This window comes from Streptococcus orisasini, assembly GCF_001431045.1.
Taxonomy (GTDB): Bacteria; Bacillota; Bacilli; order Lactobacillales; family Streptococcaceae; genus Streptococcus; species Streptococcus orisasini.
Window position 1 is genome coordinate 1 of record NZ_BCLE01000023.1, and the last position, 15,020, is coordinate 15,020.

A 15,020-nucleotide genomic window follows, 5' to 3' on the forward strand; every position below is an offset into this window, starting at 1 on the left:
GCTGCCAACCCGCCGCAACAATAGTCAGCAGTCTTCTCAGGAAAAAACAACGATTGCTCTTAAATTCCCTCGTAAATATGAGGATGCCGAGGAAATTGTTGATTTGCTGATTAGAAATGAATGTGTGCTGATTGATTTTCAATACATGCTTGAAGCGCAAGCTCGTCGCTGTCTAGACTTTATTGACGGTGCGAGTAAGGTATTGGCAGGCAATCTGCAAAAGGTTGGTGCGTCAATGTACCTGTTGACACCGATCAATGTTATTGTTGATATTGAAGAAATGAGTCTTGCTGCTAATGGTCAGGACGTTAGCTTTAATTACGATATGAAGAGACGCTAAAATGATATCAGTATATATTGTGCTTCTTCTGGCAAGAGTTATTGAAGTCTACTCATTCTTGCTGGTTGTTTATGCTCTTTTATCGTGGTTCCCCAATGCCTATGATACTTGGCTTGGGAGACTGTTAGTTGACATTGCAGAACCGGTCATAAAGCCTTTCAGGCGTTTTAATCTGCAATTCGCTGGACTTGATTTTACAATTATTATCATTATTTTGCTTTTGAATTTGTTTAAACAATTTTTATTTAATCTTCTTATTTAATATGGCAAAACAAGAGATTTATCAGCACTTTAAGTTAGAAGAGCAAGAATTAATTGAAAAAACTTATGATTTAATTAAACAAGCAGAGGATACCTATAGTTTTTGTGTTACGGATTTCTTAAATCCCAGACAAATTATGGTAATGAAGAGTATCATAGGGCAGACAAGCTTAAAATGTTACGTCAGCTCGGATCTTATTCCTTCAGAGTATGCTCGGTTGCTGATAGCGCCGGCCTACTATAATTTGGATATAGCGGATTTTGGTATCAGCTTATTGGAAATTAAATATAATAGTAAATTTAATCACTTGACGCATGCTCAGATTATGGGAACCCTGATTAATAGATTAGGCATTGAACGTCATGTTTTAGGTGATATTTTGGTTCAGGAAAACCGCGCACAGGTCTTTGTTGAAAAAAGTATGGTTTCCTATTTAAGCACTCAAGTAAGTAAAATAGGAAGAGCAGCGGTTGTTTTTGAAGAAATACCCTTTGAAAAACAGCTGGAAAGTTGGTCCGACACTAAGGAAGTTGATGTTTTGGCATCAAGTATGCGATTAGATAAAATTATTTCTGCAGTTCTGAAGATTTCTCGGGGAACGGCAAGTAAATTAATTGAAAGCGAAAAGGTTAAGTTGGATTATCTTGTTCAGCCTAAGGTATCTCATCTAGTTGAAGTTGGCAGTTTGATCAGTGTCAGAGGCTATGGGAGATTTACTGTAAAAAGAGATAATGGTTTTTCAAAGCATGGAAAGCATAAACTGACCATTGACCGAATCGTACATAAATAAGGAGAATAAAATGGCAATTACAGCACTTGAAATTAAAGACAAAACTTTTGGAACAAAAATGTTTGGCTACAATACCCAAGAAGTTGAAGAATTCTTGGATATTGTCGTTGATGACTATGAAGAATTGGTACGTTCAAATCGTGAAAAAGATAATCGTATCAAAGAGTTGGAAGACAAACTTGGTTACTTTGATGAAATGAAAGAGTCGCTTAGTCAGTCTGTGATTTTAGCTCAGGAAACAGCTGAAAAAGTGAAAGCATCAGCAAATACAGAGTCAACTAATATCCTTAATAAGGCTACTTATGAGTCTCAGCAATTAGTTGATGCGGCTAAAGCGAAAGCTAATGAAATTCTTCGTGATGCTACTGATGAAGCTAAACGTATTGCTGTCGAAACAGAAGATTTGAAGCGTCAGAGCCGTGTGTTCCATCAGCATCTCTTATCAATAGTAGAAGGTCAGTTGGCTCTTGCTAATTCTTCAGAATGGACAGAACTTTTGCAGCCAACAGCAGTTTATGTTCAAAATTCAGATGCAGCCTTTAAAGAAGTTGTTGAACAAGTTCTAGATGAACATGTACCAGTGCCAGATGCTACTGATACAGAGCCAATTGATGTGACTCGTCAATTTACTCCGGAAGAGATGGAAGATTTGCAGCGCCGAGTTGCTGAAAGCAATAAGAAATTGGAAGAAACACGAGCTGACAATGATCAACCAATTATTATTGAAGCAACTCATGAAACGGCACCTGATACGCCTGAAGAGTTAAACTTGAATGAAACGCAAACCTTTAAATTAAATATTAACGAATAACAAAAACACAAGCTTAATGAATAGATTCAGCGAGCAGGTGATGGTGGAAGATCTGCACTCCCTTGATTAGGCTTATCATTTTGTTGGTTCCTGTCTGAATGAGTTTTAGGGCAGGAGGTTTAGCTTACCTTACAAGCCAAGAGGGATAGACAGCTGTCTATCTGAACTAAGGTGGTACCACGAACTTTCGTCCTTTGATGAAGGTTCTTTTTTGTTACTTTATTCAGAAATCAGCAAAGACTTAGCTCTTACAGATCAGCTATCCCTTTACAAATGAACTGAAAAATAAATAAGGAGTTACAATGAAATTAAAAGAAACGCTTAACCTTGGTAAAACACCTTTTCCTATGCGTGCGGGACTGCCTAACAAAGAGCCGCAGTGGCAAAAACAATGGGATGAAGCCGACATTTATGCTAAACGTCAGGAATTAAATGCCAATAAACCATCCTTCTTCCTGCATGATGGACCTCCCTATGCTAATGGTAACATTCATTTAGGGCATGCTCTTAATAAAATTTCAAAGGATATTATTGTACGTTCCAAATCAATGTCTGGTTTCAAGGCACCTTATATTCCAGGATGGGATACTCATGGTTTGCCAATTGAGCAGGTGCTTGCTAAAAAAGGTGTTAAGCGCAAAGAGCTTGATCTGGCTGAGTACTTGGAAATGTGCCGTGACTATGCTTTAAGTCAGGTTGATAAGCAGCGTGAAGACTTTAAGCGTTTGGGCGTATCTGGTGATTGGGACAATCCGTATGTGACCTTGGTTCCTGAATATGAAGCCGCTCAGATTCGTGTCTTTGGTGCCATGGCCGACAAGGGTTACATCTATCGCGGTGCCAAACCAGTTTACTGGTCTTGGTCATCAGAATCTGCTTTGGCAGAGGCTGAAATCGAATATCATGACATTGAGTCAACCTCACTTTATTATGCCAACCGTGTTAAGGATGGTAAGGGAGTTCTGGATACGGACACTTATATTGCCGTCTGGACAACAACACCTTTTACCATTACAGCCTCTCGCGGTCTGACAGTTGGCCCTGATATGGATTATGTTGTGGTAAAACCTGCTAATGATGAACGTAAGTTCGTTGTGGCGCAGGCTCTGCTTGTGGAATTATCAGAGCGCTTTGGTTGGGAAAATCCGGAAACTCTGGCAGTTTATAAAGGAATTGAACTTGACCGCATCGTCACAGCCCATCCATGGGACGATGATGTAGAAGAATTGGTCATGAACGGCGATCATGTTACGCTTGATTCTGGTACAGGAATTGTCCATACAGCTCCAGGATTTGGTGAGGATGACTACAATGTGGGTATCAAATACGGTCTTGAAGTAGCTGTTACTGTCAATGAGCGTGGTATCATGATGGAAAATGCCGGTCCTGATTTTGAAGGGCAGTTCTATGATAAGGTTCTGCCGACAGTCAAGGAAAAATTGGGAGATTTGCTGCTGGCTTCTGAAGTCATTACTCACTCCTATCCATTTGACTGGCGAACTAAAAAGCCAATTATCTGGCGGGCAGTGCCGCAGTGGTTTGCTTCGGTTTCTAAATTCCGTCAGGATATCCTTGATGAAATTGACAAAGTTAATTTCTATCCTTCTTGGGGCAAGACACGTCTTTACAATATGATTCGCGACCGTGGTGACTGGGTTATTTCCCGTCAGCGTGCTTGGGGAGTTCCGCTGCCAATCTTCTATGCAGAAGATGGAACAGCCATTATGACCAAGGAAGTTACGGATCATGTTGCTGATTTGTTTGAAGAATACGGTTCTGTTGTCTGGTGGCAGCGTGATGCCAAAGACTTACTTCCTCAAGGATTTACGCATCCAGGATCGCCTAACGGAGAATTCACCAAAGAAACAGATATCATGGATGTATGGTTTGATTCGGGCTCATCTTGGAACGGTGTTTTAAATACACGTCCAGAGCTGGCTTATCCTGCTGACCTTTATTTGGAAGGAAGCGATCAGTATCGTGGTTGGTTCAACTCTTCCTTGATTACTTCTGTTGCAGTTAATGGGCATGCTCCTTATAAATCAGTTCTGTCTCAAGGTTTTGTGCTTGATGGCAAAGGTGAAAAGATGTCCAAGTCAAAGGGCAATATTATTTCACCAAATGACGTTGCCAAACAATACGGTGCTGAAATTCTGCGCCTGTGGGTGGCTTCTGTTGATACCGACAGCGATGTCCGCGTATCTATGGAAATCTTAGGACAGGTATCAGAAACCTATCGTAAAATCAGAAATACCCTTCGTTTCTTGCTGGCCAATACAGCTGATTTTAACCCGCATACTGATACGGTTGCCTTTGAAAACCTTCGCTCTGTTGATAAGTACATGACCATCAAGTTTAACAAGCTGGTAGCTGCCATTAATCAAGCATACCGTGACTATGATTTCATGGCTATTTACAAGGCTGTTGTTAATTTTGTGACGGTTGATTTGTCAGCTTTCTATCTTGATTTTGCCAAAGATGTGGTTTATATTGAAGCCGCAGACAGTTTGGCTCGCCGTCAGATGCAGACTGTTTTCTATGATATTTTAGTCAAGATTACCAAACTGCTGACACCGATTTTGCCGCATACCAGCGAAGAGATCTGGTCTTATCTTGAGCATGAAAAAGAAGAGTTTGTACAGCTGGCAGAAATGCCTGAGGCTCAAAATTTTGTCAATCAGGATGAAATTTTGGACACATGGGATGCCTTCATGACGCTTCGTGACCACGCGCAAAAGGCTCTTGAAGAAGCCCGCAATGCCAAGGTTATCGGTAAATCGCTTGAAGCGCATTTGACGATTTATGCAAGCGAAGAAGTTCAGACCCTTCTTACAGCTCTGGACAGCGATGTGGCTCAGCTGCTTATTGTATCACAATTAACGGTGACACAAGAAGCAGCGCCTGAGTCAGCACTTGCTTTTGAAGATGTCGCATTTGCTGTTGAGCATGCCAAAGGTCAGGTTTGCGATCGCTGCCGCCGTGTGGATGAAAGTGTTAAAGAACGCTCTTATAATGTTCTTATTTGCGATCACTGTGCAACTATTTTGGAAGAAAATTTCTCAGAAGCCCTTACTCAGGGATTTGAAAGTAAATAACTAAAAAAACTTGGAGCTTATCTTCAATCAAGTGAGGATAAGCCCAAGTTTTTTTATATAAAATACCTTTACTCAACAAGGAAATTATTGAACATTTTAAGTGGATAAAAAAAGAAGCTAAAAACAAGATGTTCTAACTTCTAGTCAATTGTTGGAATGGAAATCTCAATTAGATTGGCTGTATGCAGAGTTTTTAATTGATCCGAAAGAATAATATTTTGATCAATCTTACGTTTGAGGAAAAAATCTCGAATAGCTTCAATTTCACTGTCTTTAATAGCGCGATGTTTATTTGAAATTAAGAGTTCATAATGTTTAGGGGCTTGAGTAAAAATAACGTCAGTGTTGCCAGCTGAATAAGTCTCAACAAGCGTTGCATCTGTATGCTGAAGCTGATTTTTAACCAAGCGCTTATGGCTGCTAGTCGTGTTGATTAGTCTCATAACTTTCCTCCTGTAGTGATATCATAATAATATTATAGCATGATTTGAGAAGAATTGCTGTGGGAATTTAGTTTTTCTGGTGCTCTTTTTGCCAGCATTCAATTCCCCATTTGTGGCTGCCGCGCTTTAATTTGGCCTTAGCTTCTGAAACGGGGAACCAAGCTAGATGATTGAAATCTTCAAGCGGTTTTCCTTGTTTTTCAAAACTAGTGACTTCATAAATATAAGCAGGATTGTAAAAATAAGTATCTCTGTGGCTGGAGTAAAAGTATTCATCTGCTTGACCATAGTACTTGCCAATGGTGGCAGTAAAACCTAATTCTTCGAGAAGTTCACGTTCTAAAGCCTGCAGCTGATTTTCTCCCTTTTCGATTTCACCGCCTGGCAAAAACCAAGCTCCATTTGGAGCCTGAACAAGAATGATTTTCTCCTGCTTGCTGTCGGGAATAACAGCATAGACACCAAAACGTTCTTTATAATCAATATTTGCTGCTTTTTTGCCAAAAGTTGGATGGTTCATAGTTTTCCCTCCCAAATCATCATGTCAATAGTGTTTATTATTATACTAAAAATCTGTTTTCTTGCCTAGTCATATGACCGTGGCTGAAAAGTTATAGGGTTAAAAGCCACAGCCAAATAATCACAGCGATGTGTCTTTTGTTTTAGATTTGGATACTGTTTTATAAAGTCATTAGAATCATTGAAAAAAGGCCAAAACTTTTTGTCTCAGCCTTTTTTACATGACAGCTTTATTCTGCTTCTGAAGTGGTGTTGGTTACTGTTTCAGCCTTATTGGCAGACTTGATGGTGATATTTCCCTTGCTGGTCATGACAGCTTTCAGGTTCTTTTGAGCGGGATTTTCAAGATAGAAATCGGTAATGGCATCTTCAATATGATCTTGAATGGTTCTGCGAAGCGGTCTTGCTCCCATTTTTGGATCGTAACCTAGATCAACCAATTTTTCCTTGACTTTATCAGTAACATCAAGATGAATGTCGTTGACAGCTAAACGGTTGTTGACATCATCCAGCATGAGGTCAACAATTTTAAGCAGACCGTCTTTGCTTAGTGCTTGGAATTCAATGATGCCATCAAATCGGTTCATAAATTCAGGACTGAAGTAATTGCCTAATTCACCGAGAACAGAATTGGTTCGGCCTTCTCGGCTGGCACCAAAGCCAACACTGGCTTCAGATGTTCCAGTACCGGCATTGGAAGTCATGATAATAATGGTATCCTTGAAGCTGACTGTGCGGCCTTGACCGTCGGTCAAGCGGCCGTCATCCAAAACCTGCAGGAACATATGCATGACATCCGGATGGGCTTTTTCAACCTCATCAAGTAAGATGAGAGAGTAAGGATTGCGGCGGACTTTTTCTGTCAGCTGTCCAGCTTCTTCATAGCCAACATAGCCCGGAGGAGCTCCGACGAGTTTAGCGACAGCATGTTTTTCCATATATTCACTCATGTCAAAGCGAATCATGCTGTCCGCAGATCCAAAAAGTTCAATAGCTAATTGTTTAGACAGTTCGGTCTTACCAACACCGGTAGGTCCTACAAAGAGGAAGCTTCCGATTGGCCGGTTTGGAGTTCCCAATCCGACACGGTTGCGGCGGATTGCCTTAGCGATTTTGTCAACGGCTGCATCCTGTCCGATAACATGCTGTTTTAAATCATCAGCCAGATGGATTAATTGAGACTGTTCTTTTTCTTTGAGCTCACCAACAGGAATGTTGGTTTTTTGCTCAACGATGGCTTCAATATTCTTTTCTGTAATAATTGGCGTGTTTTCTTTGTCCATTTTAGCAGACTGCATTTCCTTGTACTTGGCAATCTGATCACGGAAGTAGGCCGCCTTTTCGTAATCTTCATCGCGGGTTGCCTGAGCTTTTAAGTTTTCGGCTTCAACCAGGCGATGATCAATTTCATTAGGATCTACAAAATTAAGGGTCAGATTCATCTTGGAACCAGATTCATCCAAGAGGTCAATGGCCTTGTCAGGCAGGAAACGATCTTGAATATAACGGTTGGAAAGGTTGGCAGCTGCTTCGATAGCCTCATCAGTATACTTGACATGATGGTAATCTTCGTATTTAGGCTGAATTCCCTTTAAAATGGTAATTGTTTCTTCAACGCTAGGTTCGTCAACTTTAACGGGCTGCATCCGACGTTCTAAGGCTGCATCTTTTTCAATGATTCGGTATTCATTGAGCGTCGTAGCACCGACCAACTGAAGTTCACCGCGGGCCAGAGCTGGTTTTAAAATGTTGCCAGCATCCATATTGCCATCACCAGCTGAGCCAGCACCGACAATTTCATGGATTTCATCGATAAAGAGAATGACATCTTGGCGCTGCCGGATTTCTTCCATCAGTTTTTGCATCCGTTCTTCGAACTGCCCTCTGATGCCCGTACCTTGAACGAGGCTGACCACATCAAGACGAATGACATTTTTACCTTGCAGTTTTTGAGGAACATCGCTGTCAACAATTTTTTGAGCAAGTCCTTCAACGACAGCCGTCTTACCAACACCGGGTTCTCCAATGAGAACAGGGTTATTTTTAGTCCGGCGGTTGAGAATTTCAATGACTCGGGTAATTTCCTCATCGCGGCCGATAACAGGATCAATTTCTCCCTTGCGGGCAATATCGGTTAAATTGATACCAAACTCTTCAAGAAGACCGTTTGGTCTTTGAGGCGCCTGTTGACGAGGGCCTCCAGGCCGCTGATTATTGCCGCGGCCGCCGTTACCGCTGCCTGACTGAGTTTGCGGTGAGTTTGGCAGATCTTGATTAAAGGCGCGGAAATTATTTAAATCCCCAAAGAAATCATCAAAGAAAGGATTGATAGGTGAAGAATTTTGGTGAGAAAGATTTTTCAAGAGACCATTCTCAGGGTCTGTTTTCATAATTTGATAACAATTCTGACAGAGGTCAACTTGCTTTTGCTGGCCGTTGATACTCGTGTATAGGTGAATCGTTGCTTCGTTTAAATTACAATTTTGACAGAGCATGATTACTACCTCTTTCGTCATAGAATACAAGATTTGAACATTAAATCGTTTGGTCAATAATGGTCAAACTTTATAAATTAATTATAGCACCATCTGAACATAAATCAAGTAAAAAGATTGAAAGTTAAACAGTTGAAAAAGTTTGGATAAGCTCTTGCAATATAAGGGCTACTGCTAAATTATTTTAAAAAGAAGCTTGACAATTATGAATAAAAATGTAAAAATATAGTATAAAAATACAAGGAGTTTGAAATGGCACAAGCAAAATCATTTTTAAAAGAGATAGATTATACGAAAGAAGAACTGGAGGCTCTGATTGACCTTTCCCAGCAGTTTAAACAATTAAAACAAAAAAGAATTCCTCATAAATATCTGGAAGGCTTAAATATTGCTCTTATTTTTGAGAAAACCTCAACCAGAACCAGAAGTGCCTTCACTGTTGCGGGGCAGGATTTGGGGATGAATGTGACTTACCTAGGCAGCAATGAGATACAGCTAGGGAAAAAGGAATCTGTTGTTGATACAGCTAAAGTTTTAGGTTCTATGTTTGATGGTATCGAATACCGCGGCTTTAAACAGGAAAGTGCAGAGCTGTTGGCTGAATTTTCGGGAGTTCCTGTGTGGAACGGTTTGACAGATATCTGGCATCCAACTCAAATGATAGCTGATTTTATGACGGTCAAGGAACATTTTGGAAAATTAGACGGTCTGACTCTTGCTTATTTGGGAGATGGCCGTAATAATGTAGCCAATTCTTTACTAGTGACTGCGGCTATTTTGGGAATTAATGTGAAGATTATTGCTCCCAAAGACCTGCAGCCTAAAGAAGAGATTGTGGCCTTGGCTAAGCAGCACCAAACAGGAGGAACCATTACCATTACAGAGGACACTGCTGCAGTAGAGGGAGCAGATATTTTGTACACAGATGTTTGGGTCTCAATGGGAGAAGAGGTGGATTTCAAGGAAAGAATAGATTTATTGATGGATTATCAAATCAACCAATCTTTACTTGATAAAACAGCCAATCCTGAAACAATCGTTTTGCACTGTCTTCCTGCCTTTCACGATACAAATACAGAAATAGCTCAGAGCATCTATGAGCAGTATGGTTATGAAGAACTCGAGATTACAGATGATATTTTCCAGAAGTACAGTCCGTTTATTTTTAAAGAAGCAGAAAATCGTCTTCACTCTATTAAAGCAATTATGTACCAATCTCTAAAAAATCTCTAATAATGAATGATTTTACTGTTTTTTTGACTTATTTGTGTTAAAATAAGAAGAGTTAAAAAACGGATAGGAGAATACCATGGAATCACATTTAGTGAGAATTATTAATCGTTTAGAATTGATGACGACTGACAGCAGTAATTTAAAGCGTCATTTTGAACGTGATGGTGCTGTCGTTGCTGAAGTTTCATTTAATAATGATCCGGAAAACGGTCCTGTGTTTACACTTAGGGATGTTGCTGCGCGTGAGACTTATACTTTTGACAGTATCGATCTCATCGCTATGGAAATCTACGATTTACTTTACTAGCATAAAATTACCACGGGAGGTTGGGATGAAAATCCTAACCTTTTTCTTATGAAACTTTAGCTCGTCTTGCTTCCATAAGTACAAGATAAGCTAAGGCACCCGTCTGCCAGACGGTTATGAGCATACGATTTGATCTTGTTTTTCATTTTTTTAGGCTTCAAGGAAAGTCCTTTAGAACTGAAGCTCTGAAAATGTCCTGTAGAAGGTGACGGCCGTTCAAGAAGGCTATGAAGTAAGACTAAGAGGTCTTATTTTTGTTTACAGGCCTTTTGATACTCTGCCTGTAAGCAAGATTTCATCAATTGTAGCGCCCAGCAAAAAGCCAAAAAGATAGCTTGTATTTTTATTCAAATTATAATATAATATTTCATATCATTTCAGAGGAGCAACTTATGGACTTTTCATTTTTACCTAAATATTGGGCTTACTTTAATTATGGAGTGCTAGTCACCATCATGATTTCAGCCTGTGTGGTTTTTTTTGGAACAATTATCGGCGTTCTGGTGGCCTTGATTAAACGCAGCAATATTAAATTATTAAATTGGCTGGTGTCGTTTTATGTGTGGATTTTCCGCGGGACGCCTATGGTCGTTCAGATCATGATTTCCTTCGTTATTCTGCATTTTGCCAATATGCCTATTGTTAAATTCGGTGTTTTGGATATGGATTTTTCACGGCTTTTACCAGGAATTATTGTTCTGTCACTAAACAGCGGTGCCTACATTTCAGAAATTGTGCGGGCTGGTATTGAGGCTGTGCCTAAGGGACAGTTAGAAGCTGCTTATTCATTAGGAATTAAGCCTGTCAATGCCATGCGCTATGTTATTTTGCCGCAGGCCTTTAAAAATATTTTACCTGCTTTAGGAAATGAATTTATCACCATTATCAAGGACAGTTCGCTTTTACAGACTATCGGTGTTATGGAACTGTGGAACGGCGCTCAGTCAGTTGTAACGTCAACTTATCTTCCTTTGACTCCGCTTTTATTTGGTGCCTTTTATTATTTGATGGTGACGACATTGATGTCAGCACTTGTCAAATCACTTGAAAACCGTTTTGGTAAAGGAGACAGCTAATGTCAGAAACACTTATCAGTATTAAAAATCTGCATAAATATTTTGGGAAAAATGAAGTACTTAAAGGGATTGACCTTGATATCAAACAAGGAGAAGTTCTGGTAATCATTGGACCATCTGGTTCAGGCAAATCAACCTTTTTGCGGACGATGAATCTCTTGGAAGTGCCAACCAAAGGAAGCATTACTTTTGAGGGTGTGGATATCACAGACAAATCAAATGATATTTTTAAGATGCGTGAAAAGATGGGAATGGTCTTTCAGCAGTTCAACCTTTTTCCTAACATGACTGTTTTAGGAAACATCACGCTTTCGCCTATCAAAACCAAGGGGCTCACTAAGGATGAGGCAGAAGATAAGGCCTACCAGCTCTTGGACAAGGTCGGTTTGCGAGATAAGGCAGATGCTTATCCTTCCAGTCTTTCGGGAGGTCAGCAGCAGCGTATTGCGATTGCACGCGGTTTGGCTATGGACCCGGACGTTCTTTTATTTGATGAACCGACTTCCGCTCTTGACCCGGAAATGGTTGGAGAAGTACTAGGTGTCATGCAGGATTTGGCCAAATCAGGGATGACCATGGCGATTGTGACCCATGAAATGGGCTTTGCACGAGAAGTAGCCGACCGTGTCATCTTTATGGATGACGGTGTCATTGTTGAAGAAGGCACACCTGAAGAAGTCTTTGAAAATACCAAGGAAGAAAGAACCAAGGACTTTTTAGGAAAAGTCTTGTAATAAAAGCGATTGAAGCTTATATCTTGACGCTGTAAATATGTGTAAAAGAAGGTGCAAGCAGCTATGATGGCTATTTGTACCTCTTTTTGTTGAAGTTGTAACATTTTTTATATTCTTCAAAAACCAAAATGTCGTTGCCATCGCTTTGCCTTATCCTAGTACAGCTTTCAGCTCGTTGCTTAGTCTATTCTTGATTTTTATTGAAAGGTCACAGAAAGTTTTCCTTTCACCATTGTTGGACTTATTTTTTGTCCCAATCAAAAGACTTGTTTCTATAAAATCAAGGTTTTTGGAATGATTCTAATCTGTCAAAACTGCTGAAGGGAAGGCAGCTTATGTGCTATAATGGGGTCAGAAAAATTTTAAACTAACCCATAAAAGAGGAGGGTGCGGCATTGATTTTACAAGAAGCAAAGATAAATACTCCCTATAAAATTGTTAGTATTAATTTACCAGAAGATAGTGTGAGGCACCTTTCCAATCTGGGTCTGAAGGTTGGTTGTCGTGTTGAGATAGTCTCAAAGACAAAGTCCAGCGCTATTATTATGTTGAAATCAAGTCGTCTTGCTTTTGATGATTCCATCTTAGCTAAGATCGATGTTAGTGAGCATCAGGAGGCTGTACAGACGCTTCCTTTATCAGAGCTGCCAGTAGGAGAATTTGCTTATATTGATAATATATTTGCTATCAATGAGGCTAAACGTCGCTTGATGGATATGGGATTGACACGTCATACCAAGGTTTATCTTCGTAAGGTAGCTCCTTTAGGGGATCCGATAGAGATTAGTCTGCGTGGCTATGAACTGACTCTTAGAAAATCTGAAGCACAGATGATTAGTGTTGTAAAAATAGATAGGTAGGAAAAAATGACAGAAATTGCTTTGATCGGAAATCCTAACAGCGGGAAAACCAGTCTTTTTAATTTACTGACTGGGACCAGCCAGCGTGTCGGCAACTGGCCCGGTGTAACTGTTGAGCGTAAAAGCGGACAGGTCAGAAAGCTAAAGGGAGTCAATGTGCAGGACCTGCCGGGGATTTATTCCATGTCTCCTTACAGTCCTGAAGAGAAGGTGGCGCGTGATTATCTGCTCAGTAATCATGTGGATTCCATTTTAAATGTGGTTGATGCGACCAACTTGGAAAGAAATTTGTACTTGACCACTCAGCTGATTGAAACAGGTATTCCTGTAACGATTGCTCTCAATATGAGTGACGTTCTCAAAAGTCAAGGGAAAACCATCAGTGCTGAAAAGCTGGCTTACCAGATGGGAGTTCCAGTTGTTGCCACTAGTGCTTTGAAAAATATTGGAATTGACAAGGCTGTAAAAAAAGCCAGCCAAACAACTAAAGCCAGTATTGACAGCGTTCAGTATCCGATTTATGATGCTAAGTTTGAAGCAGCTATTGCTCAGATTATAGAAATTCTTGGTCAGACGGTTCCAGAGCGCTCTCAGCGCTTCTACGCTATAAAATTATTTGAACGCGACCGTTTGGTTGAAGAAGAGTTGAATTTATCTGCTTTTCAAAAGAAAGAAATTCAAGACATTATTCAAATTACAGAAGAAGTCTTTACAGAAGATTCTGAATCAATTGTCATCAATCAGCGCTATGCTTTTATTGAGCGTGTCAGTCAAATGGCACAAAGTCAGGGCAGTGACTTTAAGATGTCTGTATCTGACAAGATTGATAAAATTGTGACCAATCGTATTTTAGCCCTGCCTATTTTTGCGGCTGTTATGTTTTTGGTTTATTATCTGTCCATTCAAACAGTAGGAACTATCGGTACCGATTGGGTTAATGATGTCCTTTTTGGCAAATATGTTCCTGATTTTGTAACAGGAATTTTGGAGAGTTTAAAAGTAGAGGCCTGGCTGCAGTCGCTGATCATTGATGGTATTGTGGCTGGTGTTGGAACGGTTCTTGGCTTTTTGCCGCAGATTTTTGTTCTCTTTGTTTGCTTGGGAATTTTGGAAGATATTGGCTATATGAGCCGGATTGCCTTTGTCATGGACCGGATTTTCAGACGTTTCGGGCTTTCAGGTAAATCTTTTATTCCTATGCTAATTTCGACAGGTTGCGGTGTTCCGGGAATTATGGCCAGCCGGACGATTCAAAATGAACGCGACCGGCGTATCACCATCATGACGACAACCTTTATGCCTTGTTCGGCCAAGCTGTCCATCATTGCCTTGATTGCAGGAGCTTTTTTCCCGCATAATCCATGGGTAGCTCCTAGTGCCTATTTCATGGGAATGATTGCTATTATTTTATCGGGAATTGCGCTTAAGAAAACAAGCTTTCTTGGCGGCTATACCAGCCCTTTCATCATGGAATTGCCAAGCTACCATCTGCCTAAGGCTGATGCTGTCTTGCGCTATGCTTTTGGTAAGGCTATGAGCTTTGTCAAGCGTGCAGGAACCATTATTTTCAGCTTAACCGTTTTAATCTGGTTTATGAGTTCTTATAACTTTGCCCTTCAGGCTGTTGATACAGAAAACAGTATTTTGGCTGGACTTGGTCACTTACTGGCTTGGATTTTTACCCCGCTTGGTTTTGGCAACTGGAAGGCAACTGTGGCGGCTATTACCGGTCTTGCTGCCAAGGAAACGGTCGTGGCGACCTTTGGTATTCTTTACCACAATCCCAATGCGACAGAAACAACGCATTCGCTGTGGGCTAGCCTTCAGGGAGATTATACAGCCTTAGCGGCCTATTCCTTTTTAACTTTTAATCTGCTCTGTGCACCGTGTTTTGCTGCTATCGGAGCCATTAAGCGGGAAATGGGTAACCTTAAATGGACTTTAGCAGCCATTGCTTTTCAAACAGGGCTAGCTTATGTTGTCAGTCTGGTGATGTATCAGCTTGGTTTGGTCCTTTTTTACGGCAAGCCTTTCTCCTTTTGGACGGGAGTGGCT

14 protein-coding genes are annotated in these 15,020 nt (G+C 40.5%); 11 read left to right on the forward strand and 3 right to left on the reverse strand.

Translation table 11 applies throughout. The features are described from left to right. The 5 genes from SCSH_RS04485 to ileS all read left to right on the forward strand — a co-directional run. On the forward strand, nt 1-340 hold a 340-nt coding region (locus SCSH_RS04485), incomplete at its 5' end, for a cell division protein SepF (protein ID WP_152972513.1). A 1-nt stretch (nt 341) separates the two neighbouring features. After that, nucleotides 342-602, forward strand: a complete 261-nt coding sequence (locus SCSH_RS04490; protein WP_057490700.1) for a YggT family protein — start codon at nt 342-344, stop codon at nt 600-602. A gap of 1 nt (nt 603) precedes the next feature. Continuing rightward, nucleotides 604-1,392 carry a YlmH family RNA-binding protein gene (locus SCSH_RS04495; RefSeq protein WP_057490701.1) on the forward strand — a complete coding sequence of 263 codons (789 nt, stop codon included), beginning with the start codon at nt 604-606 and terminating at the stop codon, nt 1,390-1,392. A 10-nt stretch (nt 1,393-1,402) separates the two neighbouring features. Then, the gene (locus SCSH_RS04500) at nt 1,403-2,203 is read left to right on the forward strand and encodes a DivIVA domain-containing protein (RefSeq protein ID WP_057490702.1); all 801 of its coding nucleotides are present in this window, start codon (nt 1,403-1,405) and stop codon (nt 2,201-2,203) included. Nucleotides 2,204-2,505: 302 nt separating this feature from the next. Next, the gene (gene ileS, locus SCSH_RS04505; RefSeq protein WP_057490703.1) at nt 2,506-5,298 is read left to right on the forward strand and encodes an isoleucine--tRNA ligase; all 2,793 of its coding nucleotides are present in this window, start codon (nt 2,506-2,508) and stop codon (nt 5,296-5,298) included. Nucleotides 5,299-5,438: 140 nt separating this feature from the next. Here ileS and SCSH_RS04510 read toward each other — a convergent pair whose 3' ends face one another. From SCSH_RS04510 to SCSH_RS04520, 3 genes are all read right to left on the reverse strand, one after another. After that, entirely contained in the window at nt 5,439-5,741 is a 303-nt protein-coding gene (locus SCSH_RS04510) for a DUF1827 family protein (protein WP_057490704.1), read from the reverse strand. 67 nt (nt 5,742-5,808) lie between these two features. Then, nucleotides 5,809-6,261: an NUDIX domain-containing protein gene (locus tag SCSH_RS04515; RefSeq protein ID WP_057490705.1), complete on the reverse strand. Its 453-nt coding sequence runs from the start codon at nt 6,259-6,261 to the stop codon at nt 5,809-5,811. Between the two features lie 229 nt (nt 6,262-6,490). Further along, nucleotides 6,491-8,755 (reverse strand): ATP-dependent Clp protease ATP-binding subunit, encoded by a 2,265-nt coding sequence (locus tag SCSH_RS04520; RefSeq protein WP_057490706.1) that lies wholly within the window; start codon nt 8,753-8,755, stop codon nt 6,491-6,493. 252 nt (nt 8,756-9,007) lie between these two features. Here SCSH_RS04520 and argF point away from each other — a divergent pair, with 252 nt between their 5' ends. From argF to feoB, 6 genes are all read left to right on the forward strand, one after another. Further along, the gene (argF, locus tag SCSH_RS04525; protein WP_057490707.1) at nt 9,008-9,988 is read left to right on the forward strand and encodes an ornithine carbamoyltransferase; all 981 of its coding nucleotides are present in this window, start codon (nt 9,008-9,010) and stop codon (nt 9,986-9,988) included. A gap of 76 nt (nt 9,989-10,064) precedes the next feature. Continuing rightward, a complete protein-coding gene (locus SCSH_RS04530; protein ID WP_003089333.1) occupies nt 10,065-10,295 on the forward strand; it encodes a DUF1797 family protein in 231 nt (76 codons plus the stop codon). Nucleotides 10,296-10,687: 392 nt separating this feature from the next. Continuing rightward, nucleotides 10,688-11,371, forward strand: coding sequence for an amino acid ABC transporter permease (locus SCSH_RS04535; protein WP_057490708.1), 684 nt, complete (start codon nt 10,688-10,690; stop codon nt 11,369-11,371). After that, the gene (locus SCSH_RS04540) at nt 11,371-12,105 is read left to right on the forward strand and encodes an amino acid ABC transporter ATP-binding protein (RefSeq protein ID WP_057490709.1); all 735 of its coding nucleotides are present in this window, start codon (nt 11,371-11,373) and stop codon (nt 12,103-12,105) included. The genes SCSH_RS04535 and SCSH_RS04540 overlap by 1 nt, the downstream gene beginning before the upstream one ends. A 395-nt stretch (nt 12,106-12,500) precedes the next feature. After that, nucleotides 12,501-12,965, forward strand: a complete 465-nt coding sequence (locus SCSH_RS04545; RefSeq protein ID WP_057490710.1) for a ferrous iron transport protein A — start codon at nt 12,501-12,503, stop codon at nt 12,963-12,965. A gap of 6 nt (nt 12,966-12,971) precedes the next feature. Next, a partial coding sequence (gene feoB, locus SCSH_RS04550) for a ferrous iron transport protein B (RefSeq protein WP_057490711.1) occupies nt 12,972-15,020 on the forward strand: 2,049 nt, incomplete at its 3' end.